The following is a 25,696-nucleotide window of genomic DNA, read 5'->3' on the forward strand; positions in this document are numbered from 1 at the left end:
CTCTGTTGCCGGCGGCTCCATTGCGACCGGTGTGGGAAAGATACGAACTCCAAGCGACGGTCACTGTGACGTGCGTCACAATTGACCAAGCCAGCGCCTGCTGGTTTCGCGGCAGAGTGAGTGCCCTATTTGCCGCGCCTCGGGCATGGCAAAAGGTACGCGGCAGGTAGGGCAGACGACTGCCGGACCATGTTGGACGAGCTTGGCAGTCCGGCTTGCCGCCGAGCGGGCCGTCGATCGTTTCGACGCTCCGCTACTCGCTGGCTGCGATTTCTTTGTTTACGTCACGCCGCCCGCATGTAGATTTTCTGCATTGGTCGATAATTTTTAATGGGGAGCTTGGATGCGTTCGTTTCCAGCAATGCGCGTCATTCTGTTTGCCGCGCTCCTGGCGGTCGCAGCGCAATTGAGTGCCGCCCAACAAACTCGCGCCCAGGCTCCCGCACTGCCGCAGCCCACGCGACCGGCTGCGCCGCGGCCGCCGGCGCAACCTTCGGCAGTTCCCGGGGCCCCGGCTGCTTCACCGCAGCCAACTCCGAGCGAAGCTTCACCCGTGAGTTCGCTGCCGCAGAATACGACCGCAACTTTCGGCGATTGGGTGATGCGCTGTAGCCGCATCGATAGCGGCAGCACGACGAATTGCGAGGTTGCGCAGACCTTGCAGGTCCAGGGGCAGGGACCGATTGCCGAGATCGCATTCGGTCGTCCGCCCGGCAATCCATCTGCCGGAATGAGGATCGTGGTCCTGCTACCGAACAATGTGACGTTCGCCGGGCCCGTTCAGATGTCGGTCGACGAAAAAGACAAGGCGGTGGACCTCACATATCGGCGTTGCCTGCCGTCCGGCTGTTTCGCCGATACCGAGACGCGTGACGACATTCTTGTGAAATGGCGCGCTCAAACCGGCCGCGGCCGTCTTGCCTTCAAGGATGGCAGCAATCGTGACCTCACACTGCCGTTCTCGTTTCGCGGGCTGGCGCAAGCGTTGGACGCGATGGCGAAGCCGTAGCTGATCCATTTTGGGAACTTGAATGGCCTAAAAGCCACACCGGATGGCCAAACGTGTCTGTCCGTGACGAATTGCGACCTGCTCAGTTGCAGATTATCAGGTTCGCGCGTAGCAATTGTTTCGTTAATTTTCGATGATCGGCTGCAGGTATCCAAGGCGCAGCCGATAGCAAAGTGCCTTTGCCACTCACGACCGTACGACCAAGGTAATTTTATTCGAGGGTAACGTGCGCAACCCAACAGTTTGGGGAGCGGGTACGTCCACGCAAAACTATATTAGCATTCATGTCCCGTGGACGTCGACGCCGCGTAAACTGAAGTTCCGTTGGTCCTTGCCCTTGCGCATTTTGTGCGCGTTGGCGCTGCTGCTCTTCACCGTCATCGATGCGCCGTCGCCTGCATTGGCAGCTTGCCAACAGGATACGCCGGTTGGCGGAACGACCACCTGCTCCGGTGCGCCGGCGACTTTCCCGAATGGCGGCGCCGGCCCGGCCGGCGGAAACACGACGCTCGACGTCAACAATCTCGCAGGAAACATCGCGCCCAATGGCGGCACCGCGAGTGCCAACATATCGGTCGGCGGTGGGAAAGCATCTAACGGAACGAGCCTGCCGATTCACGGGACGAACGGTTCCGGCGGATCGAGTGCGCCAGACGTTGCGGTGAATTTCGTAGGCCCCGGGGCCGGCTTTCAGGCGACTAGCACAAATGCAGCCGGCATCGTGGCGCAAAGCGTCGGGCAAGCTGGAGGCGATGGCGGAACCGGCTTCGGCGCGTTGGTCTTGCTCGTGCCGGTTCCCGGTATCGGCGGCAATGGTGGCTCGGGTGGCGACGGCGGCAATGTCACCATCACGACGACCGGCGCCGGATTGATTTCGACAGTAGGCACCAATGCCCACGGCATCCTGGGCCTCAGCGCCGGCGGTGCCGGCGGCGCAGGCGGCAATGGTGACACCTTCGGCTCAGTCGGCGTCGGCGGCGACGGCAAGAACGGCGGAGCGCCGAAATCAGTCACGATCAATAATGTGCTCGACATCGCAACACACGGCGCGGGCGCGGCCGGAATCTGGGCGCAAAGCGTCGGCGCTGCCGGTGGCGCGGCCGGCTCCGCGGATGGTCTCAATATTGCCGGCATCGGCGGCTCGGGCGCAGCCGCCTCTGACGGCGGGACGGTCAAGGTTACGACCGGCGGCACGATCACGACGGTGGGCGACAATGCGTTCGGCATTTTCGCACAGAGCATCGGCGGCTTTGCCGGCTCGGGCGGCGGATCGATCGGTGCGCTTTCATTCGGTGGCAGTTCCTCGAGCGCAGGTAAGGGCGGTTCGGTCTCCGTCACGACAACAAATGGATCGATCGGCACCAATGGAACGGGTGCATCGGCGATCTACGCGCAGAGCGTCGGCGGTGGTGGCGGCGCGGGCGGCAACGGTGGCGGCGTTGTCGGCTTCGGCGGCGGCGGTTCGACCGGCGGTGCCGGCGGCAACGTCTTTGTCAGCAACAGCGCCACGCTCACCGTTATCGGAAATCAGTCGACAGGCATCTTTGCGCAGTCGGTCGGCGGGGGCGGCGGCACCGGCGGCGTCGGCGTCGGCTTCATAGGCGGCGGCGGCAATGGTGGCGGTGGTAACAATGGCGGAACGGTCGAGGTCCACAATTTCGGCGCCATGATGCTGACGGGAACCGGCTCCTACACCAATGCTTCGAACTCGACGACGGCGGCCGGCATCTTCGCACAGTCGATCGGCGGCGGCGGCGGTGATGGCGGCTTCGCGCTTGGCGCATTGGGCCTCGGTGGTCGCGGCGGCGCTGCCGGCGACGCCATGAAGGTCACGGTCGATAACAACGCCAACATTTCCCAGAACTGCACGTCCTGTATCGCCGCCGATGCGATCTTTGCGCAGTCGATCGGCGGCGGCGGCGGTAATGGCGGCGGGTCGGTCGGTGTCTTCGCGATCGGCGGTGCCGGCGGCGGCGGCGGTTCGGGCGGCGAGGTCGTCGTCGGGTCGAACAACGCCACGCTGGTGACGCATGGCGATTTCTCGCGCGGCATTCTCGCGCAATCGATCGGAGGCGGCGGCGGCAACGGCGGCTTCGGCGCGGGCCTGATCTCGCTGGGCGGCGATGGCGCCGGCGGCGGCATCGGCAGCGCCGTCACGGTCACTGCGAGCGGCTCGATTCATACTTTTGGCGCCAATTCGGAAGGCATTCTCGCGCAGTCCATCGGCGGCGGTGGTGGCAGCGGCGGTGGCGCGGCCGGGCTTGCGGCGCTTGGCGGCAAGGGCGGTGCGGGCGTCAGCGGCAGCGCGGTCACTGTCACCAATTCGGCGACCATCATCACGGAGAAGGATTTCTCGACCGGCATCACGGCGCAATCGATCGGCGGTGGCGGCGGCAACGGTGGGTTCGGCGCGGCAGCGCTGTTCTCGGTTGGTGGTTCCGGCGGTTCAGGCGGTAGCAGCGGCGGCGTCGTCACCGTGACGAACAGCGGATCGATCACGACCGGTGGTAATGACGCGGCCGGCATCCTGGCGCAGTCGGTCGGCGGCGGCGGCGGCAATGGTGCCGGTGCGGTCTCCGCAGGCATCTTTATCGGCAATGGCATTGGCGGCAGCGGCGGCGCCGGTGGCAACGCCAACAATGTCTGTGTCAACGCCAATGCAGCCTGCAACGCTATCGGTGCGATCTCGGCAAGTGACATTACTACCAGTGGCGCCCGCTCGTCGGGCATCGTCGCACAATCGATCGGCGGCGGTGGCGGCAACGGCGGATATGCAGTCGCCGTCTCGGTGGGTGTGTTCGGGAGTGAGTCTTTCGCGCTGGGCGGCAAGGGCGGACCTGGCGGCACCTCCGGCAACGTGTTCGTCGGCGCCAATGGCAGCATCACGACGCATGGCGTGAGCTCCAACGGCATTCTCGCGCAATCGATTGGTGGTGGCGGTGGCGATGGCGGATTTGCGGTCTCAGCGACCGGCGGTGCCACCTTCGCCTCTGTTGGATTGGCGTTCGGCGGCAATGGCGGTCATGGCAACGACGCCGCAGCGGTGACCGTTTACAGCACGGCCAACATTACGACGACCAACGACCTCTCCAACGGCATCTTCGCGCAGTCGATCGGAGGCGGCGGCGGCAATGGCGGCTTCTCGATTGCAGGCGCCGCAACCAATGGCGTCGCGGTTGCATTGGACAAGAGCGGCAGCGGGGCCAATGGCGCTGACGGTAAGGCCGTCACCGTGACCAGCATCGGCAACATCTCGACTGGCGTCTCTGGCGGCGCCGGCGCCGGATCGAACGGCATCCTCGCGCAGTCGATCGGTGGGGGCGGCGGCAATGGCGGATTTGCCGGTGCGTTCAGCGGTGCGGGCCTCGCCAGCGTCAATCTTTCGTTCGCGTCGAGCGGCGGCACGGGCGGCGCCGGCGGCATGGTGACCGTCAACAACAACAGCGCTGCCACGGCAAGCAATACGATCGAAACCTGGCAGGCCAACTCGAACGGCATCCTTGCCCAGTCGGTTGGTGGCAAGGGTGGCAATGGCGGCTTCTCGTTGTCGGGCGGCGGTGCCGGCTATGGTGCGGTCAGCGTCGGCCTCGGCGGCGATGGCGGCTCCGGCAGTAACTCCGATGTCGTCACGGTCACGAGCTATGGCGCGGTCACGACCCATGGCGATCATTCGGATGCGATCGCCGCGCAATCGATCGGCGGTGGCGGCGGCAATGCCGGCTTTGCGATCGCAGCTTCCGGGTCCGGAATGGCGAGCGCCGGCATCAGCCTCGGGGGCACCGGAGGTGCTGGCTCCGACGCCAACACGGCCAAGATCGCGTCGACCGGGGCGATCACGACGTCGGGTCTCTCTTCAAATGGCCTGGTGGCGCAGTCGATCGGCGGCGGTGGCGGCAATGGCGGCTTCGCGATTGCGGCCTCCGGCTCTGAAAATGGCGCGCTCTCGCTCGCGTTCGGTGGCGCTGGCGGCAGCGGCGGCACCGCAGGTCTCGCCAGCATCGACTCGATCGGCAATATCACCACCGGCGGTGCGCAGTCCGCAGGCATTCTCGCACAATCGATCGGCGGCGGTGGCGGCAATGGCGGCTTCGCCGTCAGCGGCACGCTCACGGTGAGCAGCGGCGGCTCGGCGTCGTTTGCGTTCGGTGGCGACGGCGGCGCCGGCTCGAAGGCGGGCGCCGTTCACGTCGGAAGCACCGGCGACATCTTCACGTCGGGGCCGAGCTCGGATGGTATTCTCGCGCAGTCGATCGGCGGCTCTGGCGGCAATGGCGGTTTCTCCGGCTCGTTGGCACTCGCCAGCGGTGCTGCGATCGCGAGCGCGGTCGGCGGCAACGGCGGCTCGTGCACCGGAGGGGGACAATGTAATTCCGGTGGCGCGGTCGATGTGACGAGCACAGGCAACATCACGACCACGAAAGACAGCTCGATGGGCATCTATGCCCAGTCGGTCGGCGGCGGTGGCGGCAATGGCGGCTTCTCCTTGGCCGCTTCGGCGACCATGGACTACAACTCGGTCGGCAAGTCCAAGGGTGGCACTGGCGGCACTGGAGGCACCGGCGGCACGGTGACGGTCACCAGCATTGGCGAGGTGCACACGCAGGGCAGTGAATCGACCGGTATCTTCGCGCAGTCCCTGGGTGGCGGCGGCGGCAACGGCGGCTTCGCGATCGGTGCATCGCTGTCTTACAGCGGTTCGACTGACCTGAACTCAGTCGGCGGCAATGGTGGCACCGGGAACAATTCGAGCAAGGTTACGGTCACGACGCAACAGACGTCGGGGACCGACCTGACCGGCCTTTCGGTGAAAACCGAGAAGGACAATTCGGTCGGCATCCTGGCGCAGTCGATCGGCGGCGGCGGCGGCAATGGCGGCTTTTCGATCGGCGTCAGTCTGTCGGCGGGCTCAGACGCCGCCGACAACACGGTCGGCGGCAGCGGTGGCGCGGGTGGCAGCTCCGGCACGGCCGGCATCCTGATGGTCGATGTCACCAGCCACGGTGCTATCAGCACTGCAGGCCGGAATTCCAGCGGCATCGTTGCGCAGTCGATCGGTGGTGGTGGCGGCAATGGCGGCTTCGCGATTGCTGCGACGGCGACCGTGTCGGACTCGAAGGGATCGGCACAGGCGATCGGAGGCAAGGGCGGCGCCAGCAACAATACCAGCGGCGACGTTCACGTCACCAATGTCGGGAACATCACCACCGGCGGCGATCTGTCATTTGGCATTCTCGCACAGTCGATCGGGGGCGGCGGTGGCAATGGCGGGTTTGCGATCGCGGGATCGCTCTCGACCAATGGCGCCGGCGTGACCAACGCGACGGGCGGCGATGGCGGCGGCGGCAATGCGGCAGGCAACGTCCTCGTCAAGTCGGATGGCAGCATACTCACCACCGGCAATGGCTCCGGCGGCATCGTCGCGCAGTCGATCGGCGGCGGTGGCGGCAGCGGCGGCTTCTCCGGTGGTATTGCGCTTGGTCTCGGCGGCGATGGCACCACCAACACCATGGGCGGCAAGGGCGGCCCTGGTTCGGACGGCGGAACGGTCACGGTTCAATCGGGGCTGAACGGCTCCGGATCGCTCATCCTGACACTCGGCGACAACGCGGCCGGCATCACCGCGCAATCGATCGGCGGTGGCGGCGGCAATGGCGGCTTCAGTGTCGGCACCGCGTTCAGCTCGAGCGACAAAAGCTCGACCAACACCGTTGGCGGTTCGGGCGGCAACGGTGGCATGGGCAAGGATGTCACGGTCACCAATGCCGCACAGATCATCACGACTGGCTTGCTGTCTCACGGCATTCTCGCTCAGTCGATCGGCGGCGGCGGTGGCAATGGCGGTTTTGCGGTGAGCGGCTCCCTCTCTGTTGGAACCGACTCGGCGGCGAGCACGACGGGCGGCGGCGCAGGCACCGGCCAGAAGGCGGGCAGTGTGACCGTGACGAATTCCGGGGCGATCTCCGTCGGCACGCTGGGTCCGCGTGACGGCACGATCGCTATTCTGGCGCAGTCGATCGGTGGCGGCGGCGGCACCGGCGGTTTCGCCGGTGGCGTGTCGGTCAGCTCGAACGGCAAGGCGATCAACAACACGACGGGCGGCAATGGCGGCAGCGGTGCGGACGCTAACACCGTCACGGTCACGAACAGCGCCGCATTGTCGGCGAATGGCGCAAATGCCGGCGGCATCGTCGCACAGTCGATTGGTGGCGGCGGCGGCAATGGCGGGTTCTCCCTGGGGGCTGCGGCCTCGTCAGCCAAGGGCGTGAACCAGGGCGTCGGCGGCCAAGGCGGTTCAGCGGGCCTCGCGATGGCCGTCGAAGTCGACAACAATGTTGGGGGCACGATCGACACCAAGGGCGCGTTTGCCCATGGCATCGAAGCCCAATCGATCGGCGGCGGCGGCGGTAATGGCGGCTTCTCGATTGGCGCCGGCCTGTCGTTGAATGGCGATGCTCAATCCACCGTTGGTGGCGGCGGCGCAGGCGCCGGCAGCACCGGCGGCACGGTTACCGTCAAGAATTTCGACACCATCACCACCGACGGCTTCAACGCGCACGGCATCTTCGCGGAATCGATCGGCGGCGGCGGCGGCTCCGGCGGCTTCTCGGTCAGCGCTTCGGTCAGCGCCAACGGCTCCGCGCTCGACAACTCGGTCGGCGGCAATGGCGCCGGCGGCGGCAACGCCATGCTGGTGACGGTCGAGAACTCCGCTAGGATCGTGACCAAGCAGGACAGCTCGATCGGCATCCTGGCACAGTCGATCGGCGGCGGCGGCGGCAGCGGCGCGTTCGGAATCTCGGCGGCGGGATCGACCGCGAATGCCGGCAGCCAGAGCGTTGGCGGCAATGGCGGCACGGCCGGCATCGGCGGCGACGTCACCGTGAACAACCACGCAGGCGGCGTCATCATGACGTCGGGCATGTACTCCTACGGCATCGAGGCGCAATCGATCGGCGGTGGCGGCGGCAACGGCGCGTTTTCGATCGGTGCCGCGGCCTCGCTGAACAACGACTCGAATGCGAAGGTCGGCGGCGGAGCCGGAGGGGCGGCTGGCGGCGCCGGTGTCGTCACCGTCACCAACGACGCCAATATTGGCACGACCGGAAAAGGCGCGCTCGGCATCTTCGCGCAGTCGGTCGGTGGCGGCGGCGGCGCCGGCGGCTTCGCGATCGGCGCCAGCGTCAGCGCTAGCGGTGCGAGCCTCGGCAGCACGCTCGGCGGTTCAGGCGCCGGCGGCGGTGCTGGCAACTCGGTGAACGTCACAAACACCGCGCAGATCGCGACCACCGGCACCAGCGCGACCGGCATCTTTGCGCAATCGGTTGGCGGCGGCGGCGGTAATGGCGGTTTTGCGATCGGCGGGGGCGTCTCGCAGGCGAAGTCGGCCAGCTCCTCCGTCGGCGGTTCAGGTGGCGGCGGAGGCATCGGTCTTGACGTCACCGTCACCAACACGTCGACCGGGCTCATCTTCACTGACGGTGCGATGGCCCACGGCATCCAGGCACAGTCGATCGGCGGTGGTGGCGGCAACGGCGGATTTGCAGTCGACGGCACGCTCAATCTCGGCGGCGACGCGAGTTCGACCGTCGGTGGCGGCGCGGGCGGTGGCGGCGGCCTCGCCAGCGCGGTGAAGGTCACCAATGACGGTCAGATCATTACCAACGGCGCCGCATCGATTGGCGTCTTTGCGCAATCGGTGGGCGGGGGCGGTGGTTCGGGCGGTTTCGCCGGCGCGTTCAACGTCGGCAATGGATCGACTCTCACCAACACGGTCGGTGGCTCGGGCGCCGGTGCCGGCAATGGTGGCCAGGTCACGGTCGATAACACCGGTCTGATCCACACCACGAACGATCGCTCGATCGGTGTGCTCGCGCAGTCGATCGGCGGCGGCGGCGGTAATGGCGGCTTCTCGCTGGCCGCCTCGGGATCGGGCGGCAACAGCACGACCACAAGCATCGGCGGTGGTGGCGGTGGCGGAGGCTCGGCCGATCTCGTGTCGGTGACCAATTCGGGTCAGATCGTGACCGAAGGCAAGCTGTCCTACGGCATCTATGCGCAGTCGGTCGGTGGTGGCGGCGGTAATGGCGGCTTCACTGTGGCCGGCACACTCGCGAGCGGCTCGGGTGGCATGGTGTCGAACGTTGGTGGCGGCGGAGGCAACGGCGGCAATGGCGGCGCGGTCACGGTCACCAACACCGGCATCATCGTCGTCAAGGGCGCAGGCTCGGTCGGCGTGCTCGCGCAATCGATCGGCGGCGGTGGCGGTTCGGGCGGATTTGCCGGCGCGCTCAGCCTCACCGGCGGTGGCGGCGGCCAGATGTCGAACAATGTCGGCGGCCATGGTGGTAACGGTGGCGACGGCGGCGATGTAACCGTCAAGAGCACAGGCAGCATCCAGACACTGGCCGACGATTCGGTCAGCGTGCTGGCACAATCGATTGGGGGTGGCGGCGGCAACTCGGCCTGGGCGATCTCGGCACAGAACGGCGGCGCGCTTGGCGCAGAAGTAAATGTCGGCGGCTCTTCGAACGGAGCGGGTGGCGCCAAGGGCAAGGTGATCGTCGACGTCAGCGGCGGTGTGCTGCTCACCTCGGGCGCGCTGTCCTACGGCATGCTGGCACAATCGATCGGCGGCGGCGGCGGCAATGGTGCGATCTCGGTGCCGGATCCGCTGACGACGATGGGCGGTGGCATCACCGCGATGGTCGGCGCCACGGGCGGCATCAGCGGCAACGGCAATCTTCTGACCACCACCAATGCCAATCCAACGACGACGACAGGCGAAGGCGCAATTGGTCTGATCGGTCAGTCGGTCGGCGGTGGCGGCGGCGCGGACGGCGCCACCGGAGATATTTCCGTTGGTACCGGTGTCGGTGCGCTCAAGGCGATCGCCGGCGGGACCAGCACCAATGGCGGCTCGGGTGCCGCGGTCGCATTCAGTAATACCGGGAACATCATGACCTCGGGCAATCTGGCGGCCGGCGCGGTGGTGCAGTCGATCGGCGGTGGCGGCGGCAACGCGGTCCTGGCATTCGGCGTGGTGACTGGAACGCCGCTGGGGATTGCCCTTACGGCGGGAGGTTCGGAAGGCGCCGTCGGCAATGGCGGGACGGTCAATCTGCCGAGCTTCACGGGGGCTGTCGCAACGTCGGGTGCGCTCGCCGCCGGCCTGATGGCGCAGTCGATCGGTGGTGGCGGCGGCTATGTTGGCTTCACGACACCAACCGGCACCAGCGTGGGCGCCAACGGCGTCAGCTTCGCTGTGGGCGGCCTCGGCGGCGCGGGCGGTCTTGCTCAATCGGTGACCTCCAACGCGACGCAGACTGTCTCGACGAGCGGTGTCGGTTCAGTCGGCTTGCTCGGCCAGTCGATCGGTGGCGGCGGTGGCTTTGCCGGCTTCTGGAGCGGCGGCAGCCAGAACCCCGCGGTCTCGAGCTTCGTCATCGGTGCGAGCGGCGGCGCCGGCGGCAAGGGCGACGCGGTCAATATGGGCGCAGGCGGCTCGGTGTTCACGACCGGCACGGGGGCGATCGGTGTGCTCGGGCAGTCGATCGGCGGCGGCGGCGGCGTCGCCGAAGCCTTCGGCGTTGGCTCGTCGGGAGGCGTCAAGATCGGCGCCGGTGGCGGCGCGGCGGGCGATGGCGGCGCGGTCACGATCGCCACGCAACTGGTCTCAACGACCGGCAACGGCGCCCACGCTGTCGTCGCGCAGTCGATCGGCGGCGGCGGCGGTTTGCAGATGGCCTTTGGCTCGGATGGCACAGCGACCGCTTCGGCAGTCACCGGCGGCGCGGGCGGCGGTGGCGGCAATGGCGGCAACGTCAGCGTGACCACGAATGGCGCGATCACGACGACCGGCGCCGGTGCACACGGCATCATCGCGCAGTCGATTGCGGGCGGCGGCGGCATCGTCGGTGGCGGCGCGTTCGCAAATGCGCCCGGCTCGAGCGGACCGTTCGCCGGCAGCGTCGGTGGGGCAGGCGTCGCGGGCGCGGTGACCATCAACGCACAAGCGAATGTTGTCGTGACCGGTGCCGGTTCGACCGCGATCTACGCACAGTCGGTCAACGCTCTGGGTGTCGGCGGCAACATCGGCATCACGCTCGGCAACGCCGGGCTCGGCACCGCTCAGTCCGTGCTCGGCAGCGGCGACGGTGCAACGACGACCAACGCGGTGACCTTTGTCGGCGGCGCAAACAATACGCTGACGAACTTCGCACTGCTTGCGACGATGGCTGGTATCAACGGCACCGCGGTGAGGGGCGGGATCGGCAACGAGGCGATCACGAGTTTCGGTCACATGATCGGATCGATCGACCTCGGTACCGGCACGAACTCGATCGACAACAAGCCCTACAACAACAGCCCGTCGCTGATGGCCGGTGTGTTCGACGCCGGTGCCGTGATCAATCTCGGCGGACCTGCGGCCGGCAACGTCCTGACCAACGAAGGCCTGCTCTCGCCGGGCGCCTTGTTCAACGTCTTGACCACCAACCTGAACGGAAACTTCGTGCAGACCACAGCTGGTTCCTGCGGTGCCTTCGGCCTGCCGACCAGCACCTGCGGGTATTTCGGCGTCGATCTGGATCTGAAGTCTGCCACCGCGGATCGGCTGAACGCGACGGGAACGGCGAATGTCTCTGGCGCTGTCGTGGTCAATATCGGCAATGCGGGTGACGCGACACCGGGCACCAATACACTGACGATCGTTTCGGCTGCCGGGGGCGAGACCCATCCAAACCTGGTTGCGCAGGCTCAACAGACCGCTGTTGCGCAGTACTCGCTGGTCTATCCGAATGCGACTGATATTGATCTGAAATACTCGATTGACTACTCGCCCTCCGGCTTGACCCAGAATCAGCATTCTGTCGGCAACGCAGTCAACGCGATCCAGACAGCGCATGTACAGACCTTCCGTCCGATCGCGGCGGCATTGTTCTATCAGCCGACCGTGGACGTGCTGGGTGCGGTGTACGACACGTTGTCGGGCGAAGGCGTGGCCGCAGTCGAGCAGACCGCGATCTCGGCCAACGACATGTTCCACTCGTCGATCCTGAGCCAGGCCCGGTTCTGGATGTTCGACAATGACCGGAACGATGCCAACAGCCTGACCTTCTATGACGGGGGTCGGATGAGCTACGCGGCGGCGCCCGGCAACGGCTTCCCGAACTACGCGAAATCTCCGGGCCAGCGGACCTGGCGAATCTGGACGACGCTGAACGGAGGCGACTGGCGCTATTCGGGCAATCCGACGATCGGTACGGCCGCTACGTCATCGGCGGGCGGTGGATTCACCAGCGGTCTCGACTATCAGTTCGATCCGACCCTGATGGCAGGTGTCGCGGTCGGATATGGCAAGGCGTGGGTCAAGATACCCGGGCGCGATACCAATGACAGCGTCGAGGGCAGCCACATCGCAGGCTATGCTGCGAAGCGCTTCGACAACGCCTATGTCATGGGCTCGCTCGGCCTGGAATACTTCACCAATACCGAGAGCCGCTTCGCAGCTATCCCGGGCACGGTGTTGCCGCCGCTATTCGGGTCGTCAGTTGCGGCAATTCCGGGATTTGCCGAACATCTGCTCGGGACCTTCAACAGCTACTCCATCAGCGGCATGTTCGAGGGCGGCTACAAGTACCGCTTCGGCGACTACAATGTGACGCCGCTGGCCGGCCTGAATTTCACGTCGTACTGGATGAATGGCTTCACCGAGAACAACAACGGTGCGCCGAGTTTCATTGGCCTGTCGTTCGCGAGCCGTAACGTCAACTCCGTCCCGACCTTCATCGGCGCACAGCTCGATACCACCCAGTTGCTGGCGAATGGCGGCTCGCTCTACGCTTGGGCGCGTTCCACCTGGGTTCACGAATTCCTGCCGCACCGGACCGTGAACCCGTCGTTCATCGCGGCGCCGGGATTTGACTTCGTCATCGATGGTGCGCTGGCTCCGACTGATCTGGCTCGCATCAATCTCGGCGCGAAGGTCGCGCTCGATCGGAACGTCTCGGTGTCGGCCGATGTGAGAGCAGACCTGTACCGGACGCCGAGCATCGCGGGCTTCATCGGAGCCAAGGTCTCCTGGTGATGAGCCGTTCTGCGGGAGCTTTGTGACGCCTTCCAGCCCCTATTGGTTTCCAAGCCCTATCGCGGGTGCGGAGTTTGCGGCGAGGCGCTCGTGCGCGGCATGCCACCTCTGGCTCAACTCCCATCGTTTGCCGCAAGCTTCTGAAATTGACGTTTCATCTCGTTGACCTTCGCAATGTATGCCGCGACGAGGTGGTCGCCGCATCGTTCGCCCGGGGCAGATCGGAAACCGCGGCGCACGAAGGCCCGTCCGGGGCCGGTGCCGCAGAGATGGATGAGCGCGGCGAGATCCTGCTTCTGCCGAGGACTGGCGGCGTTCTCGGGTGTGGCAGCGAGAACCCTGGCGACGTTGCGGTCCAGGTATATCGCTGCGAGCTCCGTGGCGTGACCCGGCAGCGTGCGAACATAGAGGCCATTGAACCAGCAGTCCGTGGTGACGACCGCATGCTGGCGAACGCAATAGCTATTCGCCTCCGCGAACGCCGGGTCTGTCATCTGATACAGGCCGACGGCGCTCGAGGCGGGCTTGTATATCGCGAGCGGATTCCAGGTCAGTCGCCAGCGCCAATAGGTGCGCGCCACCGGATTGCCGGAGCTCTCGGTCTGGGCCAGCGCGGCCAGGAGCTCGGGTGCGAGGATGTCGGTGGAAGAGGAACGGAAGTGTGCTCCGTACTGCCGCCACGTGTCTGCCGGCTCCTTGTCCAGCGCCGTGCCGACGAAAAAGAACAGCTCGGTTGGCTTGCGGACGATCTGATAGGAGACGTTGGCCAGCGGAAGGAGCGCGACAAGCACCGCACTGACGACCGCAGCCCGCATCGCGGCCGGCATCGCTTCAAGCTTCCGCCACATCTTTCGCGCGGCGGGTCGGCTGCAGGCCAGCCGAATGGCTGGGGTCCAGCCTTGCCGAGCGCGCCTCTTGCGAGCGATTGGTTTGGTGACGGGCAACGAGGACACGGGATCGTCAGCCTTTAAGGAACTTCACGCAGCAGGAGCGGAACGGTCGAATGCGGCGAGGAGCTGCCGTCTCGGATTTGCCTGGGTGCGGCTCGTTGCCGCGGGCCTTTGTTTGAAGCGCCAACCCACACTGAAATAGAAAGATTGCCAATGTCCTGACGGCTAGCCCGGAGCGGGCGTTGCGCCCGTCGAGCAGCTCCGACACCGTGCCTATCCCCAGTTTTTCTTGGACGGGCAGTATCATACCGCGCCACTGGCCGGGTCGCGGCCGACACTGGCGCGACAGCGGGAAGGTGACATCTCCCGCAACCTCCGATACAGAGGGTTCGGGGGATGGGGAATGCGTCGTCACTGGTTGACCGGCTTTTCTGTTGCCGCGGCCTTCGGTGTTCAACTGAGTTCAGCTGCGGCAACTGACCTTTGGGAAATCGGCTTCTCGTCGTCTCACGGCAGCGGTCAGTTTCTGATCAATCCGGCAAATTTTGTGATTCCGGTATCGGTCGGATCGCCGAGCTCGTTCTCTATTATCGGGACCAGCATCAGCGTCGACGGCGGCGGCCTTCTGGGCCAGGTCCAGTTCGGTAACGGCAGCGCCTCGGCAGGCTCGTGCACGCCGGCCGAATGCAATGTGACGTTTTCCTCGACGCCGAACGTCGTTCCTGGCTTCGGGACGTATATTCCGCTTTTGCAGCTGAATTTCGAGCGCATCTGGGTCGACTGGAGCTCGCCCGGTCAAAAACAGATCCAGATGTTCTTCAGCACCAATCCCAATACGCCGAGCTTCAACTGGAACGATGTCGCTACAGCGACGCGGCAAGTGATATCGGTTCAACCAGGATGGCTGGCGACACCCGCCAACAGCAATTGGAATAACGCCGCCAACTGGACGGTGGGATCGGTCCCGACCGCGACCGATATTGCGCAATTCGGGGCGTCGGCCACAAGGGCAATCGACATCAATCAGGCAACGCAGGTCGGTGGGCTGCACTTCTTAAATGGCGCAGCTGCGTTCACGTTCAATATCTCCGGTGGAGCCGGCGGGCCGGCCTCGTTGCTGATTGGCGGTAGCGGTATCGACAATCAGTCGGGCAATCACCCGGGCTTTGTGGTCAGTGGTGCGTCCGGCAATTTGGGCACCCTTCAGTTCGCCAATTCCGCCGGAGCTGGCGATGCGATCATCACGACCAATGCCTTCGGCAGGACGCTGTTCACCGATACCAGCACTGGCGGGACCGCGCAGCTCGTCACCAATGCGGGCGGTACGGTCGATATCTCCGGATTGACGTCGAGCGGCCTGAGCGTCGGCTCGATCGCGGGGGCCGGTAATTATGTCCTTGGTACGAAGAACCTGACAACTGGATCGCTCAACACGGACACGGAAGTTTCCGGCACCATTTCCGGTAATGGGGGCAGCCTGACGAAAGTTGGAGGCGGTGTGCTCACCTTGTCTGGCGCCAATAGCTATTCCGGAGGTACAGAGCTCGATGGCGGCGCTCTTGTGGTTGGTAACGATCATGCGCTCGGGTCTGGCGATGTCACGATGGCGGCCGGCACGAGAATCCTGTTTGCTGCAGGCGACCACACCATCAGCAATAATTTCAAGCTCGCCGGCGATCCGACCTTCACGGTTGCTCCAGGGACGATGACCACCGTTTCTGGCGTGATCAGCGACGCGCCGGGACCTCCCATCGTGCCGGGAGACGTCGTGGTCAATGGCGGAGGCACCTTGGTCCTCTCCGGCCACAACACCTATTCCGGCGGCACGACGATCTGCGGTGCATCCGGTGGAGCGGCTTGTGGCGCGTCCGCCGGCCCCAGCACGCTGCAGCTTGGGGTCGACACCGTGTTCAACACGCCGGGACAGCCAAGCTCGGGTATCGCATCATCGGCCATCGGCACCGGCACCTTGACCTTCGACGGCGGCAGGCTTCAGGCGCTGGCTGGCATCAGCGAGCGCACGGTCGGCAATGCAGTGCAAATCACCGCCAACGGCGGCACGATCGATTCAGGCTCGGGGTTCTTCCGCTTCACCGGCAACATCAGTGACGCACCGGGGTCGAGCGGCGGGACGCTTATCATCGAGAGCACTGGCGTTGGCATCGAGCGACAGGTGATCTTCGCCGGGAATAACAGTTATTCCGGAATCACCTATATCGACTCGGGGACCCTGATTGCCAATTCAATCACGGCGCTGTCCTCCAATTCGGCGTTTCAGGTGAACGCGGGCGCAACGCTGACCCTGAGCGGCTTCAACAACAGCATTGCCTCGCTTGCGAACGGTGCCGCCGGCGGTGGCGTGGTGCAAAACGCAAGCGCTTCCGGCCTTGCGACACTGACGATCACGGGCGCGAAGGGTGGCACGGATACTTTCTCCGGCGTGCTGCGGGACGGCGTCGGAGGCGAGGGCGGCGCAGCGGGTCCCAAGCTAGCGATCGTCAAGAACGGCAGCAGCACACAGGTCTTGTCCGGCATCAACCAATACACCGGAACGACCACGGTGAATGGTGGCGTGCTTGAAGTGGACGGCTCGATCGCATCGTCCAGCATGACGACGGTCAATGCACTTGGCCAACTGACGGGTACCGGCACGGTTGGCAATACGGCAATTGCAGCAAGCGGCACATTTGCACCGGGAGGCCCCGCGCCGGGCAGCTCGATGACGGTCAATGGCAGTCTCGCGTTGCAGTCGGGCGCCCAGTATCTGGTCTTCCTCAGCCCGACGACGTCGTCGTTCGCCCAGGTGACGGGGACCGCGACGCTGGGTGGCGCGACGGTGAATGCGCGCTACGCCAACGGAAGCTACGTCTCGAAGCGCTACACGATCCTGAGTGCTGCGGGTGGAGTGAACGGCACGTTTGGCCCTTTGGTGAACACCAATCTCCCGTCCAACTTCAAGGCCAGCCTGAGCTATGACGCCAACACGGCCTATCTCGATCTCGCGCTCAACTTTGCGCCGCCGGCTACACCGAATTTCGGCTCCGGACTTACCATCAACCAGCAGAATGTCGCCAACACGCTGGTCAATTACTTCAATCGTACCGGCAGTATTCCGATCGTATTCGGCGGACTGACGCCGGCCGGCTTGACGCAAGTGTCCGGCGAAAGCGCCATGGGCTCGCAGCAGACCACCTTCGACGCCATGAAACTGTTCATGGGATTGCTGACCGATCCCTTCGTGTCGGGGCGCACCGATGCTGCCGGCACCGGCGGCAGCCCGGGCAACGCGGAGGAAGGCCTCTCTTATGCTGCGAAGGGCCACGATGCGGATGAGCGCTCCGCCTGTGCGGCGGTGTACACGAAGGCGCCGCCGATCGCGCAGACCTTCGCGCAACGCTGGAGCATCTGGACCGCCGGCTATGGTGGTTCGCAGTTTACCTCTGGAGATCCGCGAGTCCTCGGCTCCAACGACTCCCGCAGCAGCGTCTACGGCACGGCGGTCGGTGCGGACTATCGCTTCTCGCCCGATACCATTGCCGGATTTGCGGTGGCCGGCGGAGGCACGAGCTTCGGTGTCAGTAGCCTTGGGACTAGCCTTGGGACCGGCCGCTCTGATCTGTTCCAGGCGGGGGCTTTCGTCCGGCACAATGCCGGTCCCGCCTACCTTGTTGGCGCGATTGCCTATGGCTGGCAGGACATGACGACCGACCGCACGGTGACGGCCGCTGGAGTGGATCGGCTGCGCGCCGAGTTCAACGCAAATGCTTGGAGCGGCCGGCTCGAGGGCGGCTATCGTCTTGTTGCACCCGTTGCCGGTGGTGTCGGCATCACACCTTACGCGGCAGGCCAATTCACGACGTTCGATCTGCCCGCCTATGCGGAAAGGGTTGTCTCGGGGCTCTCGAGCTTTGCGCTGAACTATGCGGCCAAGAGTGTAACCGACGCGCGGACCGAGCTCGGATTGCGCACCGACAAATCCTTTGCCGTGCAAGACGGCATTTTCACATTGCGCGGCCGCGCGGCCTGGGCCCACGACTTCAATCCGGATCGTTCGATTGCTGCGACATTCCAGACGCTGCCCGGCACGAGTTTCGTGGTGAACGGCGCCGCGATGGCGTCCGACGCCGCACTCGTCACCGGTTCGGCAGAAGTGAGTTGGACCAGCGGCTGGTCGGCCGCGGCAACGTTCGAGGGAGAATTCTCGAATGTGACGCGCTCATATGCCGGCAAGGGCGTTGTCCGTTACGCATGGTGAGCGCGGCTGGCCCGATGCCTCGGTCAAGCAACCAGGTATTGGCTCCGACGTCGGTCGGCTGCAATTTGGAGCGGTTTGCCAACTTCTTTGGTGAACCTTGCGGCCGCTGCCACTTCCTGCCTCTGCTTGGAACGAATTTGCGCGCGCGGCTAGTACCTTAACGAGCTTCCTTGGCGGCCGCATCTGCCTGCCGACCAGGCTGGCCCTCAACCGATACGGCCGCCACGATCGATCGAAACTCGCTCAGCATTTCTGGCTGATTGGCATCGAGGTAATCCACGACGCTGGAGCGTCCAAGGAGGGTGGAGACATAGCGGGTCGCGATCCCAAAGACCATGTCGCCGCAATAGATAGAGGTTGCACATGAGGTTAGGAAAACTCTGCCAAGGTTAGTCTCGGAGCCCTCATTTTGCGCTCGATCAGTGGCGCGCGCCATCTGACTTTCTTGCGGAGCGATTTGTTGTTTGTGCCGGTAGCTGACTGGGCTTGTGGAAAGAGGTTGGGAAGGTCGCGCTTTCATTTTGCTTTGCCAGAGGGAGAGCGCTAATCCTGCCGCATTCTTCTCGCGATGCACGCAGCCTGCCGTAGAGAGCGGCCATGACGGCCTCAAGGCTGTCGAGCCGCATTCGACTGAAGAGACGGTCCGACACGCGTAGCTTCTTTCTGTCCTTCGTCAACGGAAGCGCAGCGGTTGGGAGAAGGAAATAGTCGCGAATGCGGCTATTGCCACTGTCCATCCGAATCAAAAGCGTAAGTTCGGCCTTATGGTATTTGAGCTTCCGTACCTCCCATCGGCGCGACCTGGTGTCACCGTCCGAAACGGCGCGCGCCACTGCTACCGATACAGTCAATCCTCCGGAAATCGTAACGAGGTACAGTTCGTGCAAGAACGAGGCGTTCACGCCGCGCCCCCTAAGATTGATGATGATATCATCGACCACCGAGCAGATCGTGCGATCAATTTCGACGGCGATCTCCATAAAGCGGTACCGATTGCCGGGCCTGTAGCCAACAAGTTCATAGGCTCTCATGAGCGAGCCAAATCTCTTTGTGTATACAGCGGGGTGACGCACGCCCTTTGCCGCTTGGATGATGTGCACTGACAATCGGCCCTTTCGTCGCAGGAGAGCCGCCAAACGATCAAGCAACTGCTGATCGGTTTCCTTCTTGTTGTTTGCGACTTCAGCGAGCCGCTTTCGTGTCCGGGCGAAAAGACGCGCATCAACGATGCCTTCGAAAGCGTTGTCGTGGCGTATCCACATTTCAGGCGGGTTGTCGACACGTCGCCCGGCAAGCTTCATTGAGCTGCGATTGAAAACGATATGACCCAAATAAATCTCATTCGCGAGGAGGTTGCTGACGGTCAGGGCGGTCCATCGTTTTCCGCCGGGACTCAATAAGCCTTCAGCGTTGAGCCCCTCCGCAATTTGCGTCCTATTTTTCCGGTGGATCACGAACGACGAGAAGATGCGACGGACGATCTTGACCTCCGAGTTAGGCCCTCGGACGAGAACGACCCGTTCAGATTTCAAGTTCTTCTGCTGGCCGCGCTCCAGTGCGCCCTTATGCTTGCCGTTTGCATCGACGAGCATCCGACGCAGCCCGTAGGGTGCCGCTCCGCCCCGCCAATATCCTCGGTCGACGATATTCGACTGGCCCATAAATGTATTTCGCGACAGGTCCCGGCTGAAGCCAGCAGCTCCCGCGCGCTTCAGGTTCTTGAGTATCACCGACGACAGGCTGCCATCGTTCTCGAATTCTTCAGAGCAATAGTGAACCGATATTCCCGCCCGTGTGCAGATGAACTCGTAGAAGGCGCTTTCGTCAGTGTCTTGAAAACGCCCCCAACGGCTAATGTCGAAGACGAGGACACAATCAAAATCCGACCGTCCACTGTCGACGTCATCGATGAGTTCCTGCAAACCTTTACGGCGGGCAATGGTAAGACCGCTGCGTCCTGGATCAGAATAGGTACGGACGATTTCCATACCTCGGCGTGCTGCGTAGACAGCGATGGCGGCTACCTGAATTTCGATCGAGTATTTTTGGGGATCGGACGACATCCGCACGTATTGCGCTGCACGAAGCGTCGGAGGCGATTGCTGATGTGCTTGGACGGCGGTGGTACCTACCGGCCTTCGCCCGCGCGGCAGCGTTGCACGTTCTCTGACCTTCGGAGAAGATGATCGTGGCCTGGGCACCGTCGAAGACCTGCGATATCGATGCAACCGTGCACGCCGCAGGTCGGCAACGCCGGCAATGCCCACATGGTTCCTTGGAAAGCCGGGACGAGCAGCCTTATCCCTGCGGTCTCATTCCCAAGCGTTGGCCGCAAATGCTGCCATACGTGCCCACGACCCCACCAAGTCCATATCCGGCGTTTGATCTCTCCGCTTACTCGTCAGCCGTGACGTCCGTCCAGTTAGCAAGTCGTCTGCACCATTCCGCCAACCCGTCTCGATTGGCATGTGATTGGCGGTGAAGGGGGAGCCGCGGGCGCCGGTGTATTGACGACCACGGTGGGCGAATCGACGAATTGCTGTCCTCGAAAGGCAAATGTTGGCATCTTCCCGTCGGATGGGCCGCATTGATAAGTGAGCGTGTACCAAGTAACCGGTCCGGGCATAAGGTCTGCGACAAGACCGCCGGAATGGCTTTCGCTATCGAGAACCTGATAGGGGCCGGCACACGCCTGTGAAGCTTGCTGTAAGCAGCCAGAAGACGAAGCGTAGCATTTCGCCGTGCTTACTGGTTTGCCCGATGGGCCGTTAAAAGTGGGACCCGCAGTCTCCATACATCCCGGCAAACTCGTGGTCGCAGCCAGCAGCAAACACGCCGCAGCGATACTCAAAAGCCTCATTCTCTATTTCTCCCCAGCAATGGCGACATTAGTCGCAACCAGAGGGTGAGATCAACGCTGATGTGACTAAAGTCTTAGAGACGTGCAGGATGGGTGACGGATGATCAGCATCGCTGATCCAACCGCAGTTTCCCGGCTGACGCGCGGGGGCGTTCAGATTCTCGCCGAAAAGCGATCGAACGCGGTCAGGATCTGGGTCCGGATTTCGGCGTCCCGTTGATAGATCGTTTCCTGCAGATACGCGATCTCGGCAGCCTGATTGCCATCATCGACATCGATGTACCAGGACCGCGGCCTGCCATCGGCACCGTCGCTCCAGCGGTAGCCGCGGCGCTTGAGCTCGTCCTTGAGCTCGAAGGGCGACTGCTCGGCCCAGACCCTGATTGTCCTGCGTCGGGCGCGCTCGAGCAGCACCGAGAGCACAGTGCGATCGAGCTCGGGCAGGGTCATTGCCAGGATCTCAAGCAGTGCCTGGCAATCGTCGACCGCCCGGTGCGCCTCATGAAACAGTCCGGCCTTCACCAAGAGATAGGACAGGCGCGATCCCTCGAAGCCGTGGCGGCGCCATTCGACCTCGCTGACCGAGCAGGCCCAGGCCTTGTGCACGAACAGGGGCGCGTAACGCTCCATGAACTTGCGATCGAAACCAGCATTGTGGGCGATGACGACGGCCGCATCGGACGCGAACGCGTTGATGCGCTCCTCGTCGAGGCTGTAGCCCGCGACCATCTCGTCGGTGATGCCGGTCAGTGCGGTGATCTCGGCGGGAATTGCGATCGACGGTTGGTTGAAACAGCTGAAGGTGTCGGTCACCCGGCCGATCCTTCCGTCGGCCAGATAGCTGAACTTGACCATCCCGAGCTCGATGATCTCGTCTTTGGCCGTATCGAGGCCTGTGGTTTCGACGTCGAGCAGGATCGCAGTCTTCTCCGGCTGTCCGTCACCCGGTGTGAATTCGACACGTGGAACCAGCCGGCGCAGCACCCGGTAGTCGGGCGACTGCTCCAGCATGCCGGCGATCTCGGCGAGGGTCGGTTGAACGGTCATATCGGGGTGCCGATGCGATAGAGGCGTTGTGATATGCGGCCGGCAAGCTTACCCGATCGGATCGGACTCGGCATCGCAGCGCCTGTGGATAGGTCGCCGGCTCGCGGGCAGCGGCAGAGGGAGGGTCTTGCTGGAACTGGCCTTGCGATGGAGCGCAGTTTGCGCGCCGCCGGATGCGGCCGGGCTCTCGTGGACCGTGCCGCTTCGCGTCACGGTAGGGTAGGCGCGAGACACCTCGAAGAGGATATCCCTACGCCTCCCCCCAAACCGTGCGGGCACTTTTCAATGCACACGGCTTTCCGTACGCGCATGCTCTCGACCGGAGACGGCTGCACGGCATGACGGGCACAGGACAATGGTCTTGCGCCGCCAACCGGACCGTTTCCAGACCGTCAGCGATCCGCTTCGCAGGTCACCTAGGCGACGGAGATGATGCATCTCGAATGGTCCCGTCGAATCGCTGCACGCTTCGCATTCGCGAGCGTTAAGTCGATTGATCAGATCATTTGGGCTTTTGACCCACCACGCACCTGCCGTGACGTTGTCGATAGTCGGACTTGTCCAGTAGGCTCGGGTGAGATGTTTCAGTCTCCACAGCTTGATGCTGCGAAGCTTACCACGGACCACGGAGCTAACCTCGTAGTCCGTGCCTTTCCACAGACGCGCCATGGTTCTTGCTCTCGTCGTCCGATGCCGCATCGCCAGCGTCTTCACAAGACTGCGGAACACGACAAGCTCCAGCAATCCCAAGGCGCTCTTGATGTCGTCGGCAAACGAGTGGTAGTTCGCAAACCCACGGAACTCTGAGTTATAGGCGAGGACGGTTGCAACGTCGCTGGTTACCAGGAACTGCTCGCGCGGACTGCCGGTCTTCTTGGCGAGATCGCCATAGCCGTGTTGCTTGCAGAACTTGGTGACTTCCTTGCGCGGCACCCGCAGGCTGACATTGCCGGTGGTCGGCCGACGCATCACGCGCCATGTCCGTCCAGCCGGTCCCTTGCGGCCGGATTTTCGTCCAGCCCCGTAGGATGTGTATGTCGAGATGCGATAGCTCAGGAAGGTCACTCCCTTTGAAGCGGCGTGAACCCCACTTTTCTCGGGCGACACGGCGAGCTTCAAGGTCTCCGTCAGGAATCGTTCGACGCAAGCCATGATCTCACTCGCTTCCCGCTTGCTCCCGATCACGCCGATGAGGAAGTCGTCGGCATAGCGGCAGTAGCGGAGCCTTTTGAAGTTGGGGTCCATCGGATCGACGGAAGGCACTTTCCGTCGCTCCTTATTGATGGCTTTGATCTCCGCAAATGCAGCATCGATCTCGGCCCGATCCGTGCCTTCGGCACGGAGCCGTTCAATCTTCCGGCGGAGACTGAGGACGCGCCGTTCCAACGCCACGTAGCGCGGGAATGGACGTCGCTCACGGCCTTTGTCGAAGTCCGCCTTCATCATCTGCATGTGCTGGTCCAGCTCGTGCAGATAGATGTTGGCGAGCAAGGGCGAGACGGCTCCTCGAACGCAAAAGGTAACTTTGCGTAGCCGGCAGTGCAGCGTCCGCACTGCCGGCTGGCGGGCCGTCCCCCGGTGCCATGGGCAAAGGGATGCAGTGCCGGATGATGATCTTGTCGTCGCCGACGAGGATTTCCTTGACGAGAAGCCGCAGGACGCGCTGGCGTTCCAATACGTCGAGGGTTCCCGCCGACGACCGCAGTCGCGTAAGGAACGTGGCCAGCGTTTCAGCGAGGCGCAGGTAGGCTGCACGGTCGACTGACTGGTCGACGACCGCCTGCAGTTCGGCGTTGTCGGCTTGTTCGCGCCGCCGCAAGTTCGGCATGCGCTCGCGCAGTTCGTCCAGCGAGAGAAGGCCGTCCTGATAGGCGGTGAGCAAGCGATCGATGCTCTTGCGGATGCGAACGAGATCGCGGCGGAGAGCCTCCTCACGGCGTTTGGTCGGGTCGGCTTCTCGCGCCGCTGCGAGCCGTCGGTCGAGTTCGTTATGGATGAGTTCGGGATCTTCGAGCAGCCGCACGATTTCCGCCCAAACAACCCCGTCCAGAAGATCCTGACGCACTGGACGGTTGCTGCAAACGGGGCCGGATAGTTGCCGCCAAGCGTCTGAGCCGAGACATCGATAATAGTGGATCGCGCGTGCGCTCGATCGCGTCGATGTGCGATAGAGAGCGTAGCCGCACTTGGCGCAGCTTACGAGACCTTGCACGACGCTGGGCGTGACGGTCCGCCGCGGCGCATGAGTCTTGTTGGTCTCGAGCCGCTCCTGCGCGAGCGCAAAGGTCTCTTCGCTGACGATCGGCGGCACGGCGATCGTGATCCAATCCCCTCGCGGCTGCTCGTGGCTGGCGCTGTTGCGAGTGGCAATGCCGCCACGCATCCGTATTGGCCGCGTGATCCGTTGGCGCGGTGCAAGCGTCGTCTTACCAAAGCAGGCTTGGCCTTTGTACGCCGGATTTCGCAGCATTCCCCAAACCGTCGAGCGCTCCCACCGACCGCGTCGCTTGCAGGTGGGGATTGCCTGTTCGTTCAAGAGGCGAGCGATGGCGCCGATGCTGAGCCCCTGAACGGTGTATAGTTCGAACATCCACCGTACAATGCGAGCCTGCTCTTCGTCGATCTGGTAGTACGCAGCCGAGTGATCTGTCTTGCGGATAAAACGATACCCGAACGGAGCGCCGCTCAGTACGCTGACTTCGCCCTGACGAGCGCGATGTCGTTTGCCGCGGCGCGAGCGCTCCAGAATCTGGGCTCGTTCATATTCCGCGATCATTCCCTGGAACTGCACGAGCAATTCGTCCTCAGGCGTCGAACCGCGCGGCGCGCGCACAAACAGGGTCTCGACGCCGGCGCGGGCGAGCTCCTCGATCAAGAGAATCTGGTGCGCGTATCGTCTGCTCAACCGGTCGGGCGCATAGATGAGGACGGCCTCGATCAGCCCCTCGGCAGCAAGATCGCGCACCCGCTCAAGGCCGGGACGGATTAGGTTCGCCCCACTATAGCCGTCGTCCTCGAAGACCCACTCCTTCGGCACTTCGAATTGCCGCGCGCGGGCGAACGCAACCAGCGCCGCCGTCTGACTGGCGATCGTGTTCTCCTCCCTTTGTTTGTCCGACGATACACGAGCGTAAATTGCTGCCGTCTTCATCGTCTGCTCCCGTCACCTTTGCGCTGCCCACCACCCGGACCCGATCAGGAACCAGAATGTCGTAAGCCTGTTCGAGCTTGGCAGCGAGCAGCCGATCGAATGCGAACTCTAGATGGATGGCACGACGTATCGGTCGCTGCTCAACCATGCCTGCGCTTCACCACCAGGAAAGCCGCCACGGCCTGCCTGACGACCTCGCTTGTCGTGACGCCGCGCGCTGTTGCGTGAGCACGCAGACCGCGCGCGAGGCTTTCCGGCATTTTGAGCGTGATCGTAACCGAGTTCTCGGCCGCCAACGGCGGCGCACCCGCTCGCGCCAGTTCGAGGTAGCGATAGGCTTGTCGTCGCGACAAGCCAAACGTGCGCGATAAAGCCACAGTGGCCTCCGCCATGCCGATC

Annotated in this window: 10 protein-coding genes; 3 read left to right on the plus strand and 7 right to left on the minus strand. The window is 63.8% G+C overall.

Annotation, left to right across the window (positions count from 1 at the left end):
• Nucleotides 1-343: 343 nt before the first annotated feature.
• Together ACOIX3_RS16020 and ACOIX3_RS16025 are read left to right on the plus strand one after the other, a co-directional pair.
• Entirely contained in the window at nt 344-1,009 is a 666-nt protein-coding gene (locus ACOIX3_RS16020; RefSeq protein ID WP_420970793.1) for an invasion associated locus B family protein, read from the plus strand.
• Between the two features lie 355 nt (nt 1,010-1,364).
• Nucleotides 1,365-13,094: a hypothetical protein gene (locus tag ACOIX3_RS16025; protein WP_420970794.1), complete on the plus strand. Its 11,730-nt coding sequence runs from the start codon at nt 1,365-1,367 to the stop codon at nt 13,092-13,094.
• A gap of 113 nt (nt 13,095-13,207) precedes the next feature.
• Here the strand turns inward: ACOIX3_RS16025 and ACOIX3_RS16030 are convergent, their stop codons facing one another.
• On the minus strand, nt 13,208-13,942 hold the full coding sequence (locus ACOIX3_RS16030; protein WP_420970795.1) for a transglycosylase SLT domain-containing protein: 735 nt from the start codon (nt 13,940-13,942) through the stop codon (nt 13,208-13,210).
• A gap of 331 nt (nt 13,943-14,273) precedes the next feature.
• Between ACOIX3_RS16030 and ACOIX3_RS16035 the strand changes: the two genes are divergently transcribed.
• A complete protein-coding gene (locus ACOIX3_RS16035) occupies nt 14,274-18,239 on the plus strand; it encodes an autotransporter outer membrane beta-barrel domain-containing protein (RefSeq protein WP_420970796.1) in 3,966 nt (1,321 codons plus the stop codon).
• A gap of 157 nt (nt 18,240-18,396) precedes the next feature.
• Here the strand turns inward: ACOIX3_RS16035 and ACOIX3_RS16040 are convergent, their stop codons facing one another.
• The 6 genes from ACOIX3_RS16040 to ACOIX3_RS16065 form a co-directional block, all read right to left on the minus strand.
• Nucleotides 18,397-18,675, minus strand: coding sequence for a hypothetical protein (locus ACOIX3_RS16040; protein ID WP_342722678.1), 279 nt, complete (start codon nt 18,673-18,675; stop codon nt 18,397-18,399).
• Nucleotides 18,659-20,302, minus strand: coding sequence for a recombinase family protein (locus ACOIX3_RS16045; RefSeq protein ID WP_420970797.1), 1,644 nt, complete (start codon nt 20,300-20,302; stop codon nt 18,659-18,661). The genes ACOIX3_RS16040 and ACOIX3_RS16045 overlap by 17 nt, the downstream gene beginning before the upstream one ends.
• Before the next feature lie 950 nt (nt 20,303-21,252).
• Nucleotides 21,253-22,146 carry a 3'-5' exonuclease gene (locus ACOIX3_RS16050; RefSeq protein ID WP_420970798.1) on the minus strand — a complete coding sequence of 298 codons (894 nt, stop codon included), beginning with the start codon at nt 22,144-22,146 and terminating at the stop codon, nt 21,253-21,255.
• Nucleotides 22,147-22,428: 282 nt separating this feature from the next.
• Complete coding sequence (locus ACOIX3_RS16055) at nt 22,429-23,637, minus strand: group II intron reverse transcriptase/maturase (RefSeq protein WP_420965995.1); 1,209 nt, start codon at nt 23,635-23,637, stop codon at nt 22,429-22,431.
• Nucleotides 23,561-25,297, minus strand: coding sequence for a recombinase family protein (locus ACOIX3_RS16060; protein ID WP_420970799.1), 1,737 nt, complete (start codon nt 25,295-25,297; stop codon nt 23,561-23,563). Before ACOIX3_RS16060 ends, ACOIX3_RS16055 begins: the two co-directional genes overlap by 77 nt.
• 140 nt (nt 25,298-25,437) lie before the next feature.
• Nucleotides 25,438-25,689: a ribbon-helix-helix protein, CopG family gene (locus ACOIX3_RS16065; RefSeq protein WP_420969517.1), complete on the minus strand. Its 252-nt coding sequence runs from the start codon at nt 25,687-25,689 to the stop codon at nt 25,438-25,440.
• Between the last annotated feature and the right edge of the window lie 7 nt (nt 25,690-25,696).

It is taken from the genome of Bradyrhizobium sp. B120 (assembly GCF_049075665.1).
Classification (GTDB): Bacteria; Pseudomonadota; Alphaproteobacteria; order Rhizobiales; family Xanthobacteraceae; genus Bradyrhizobium.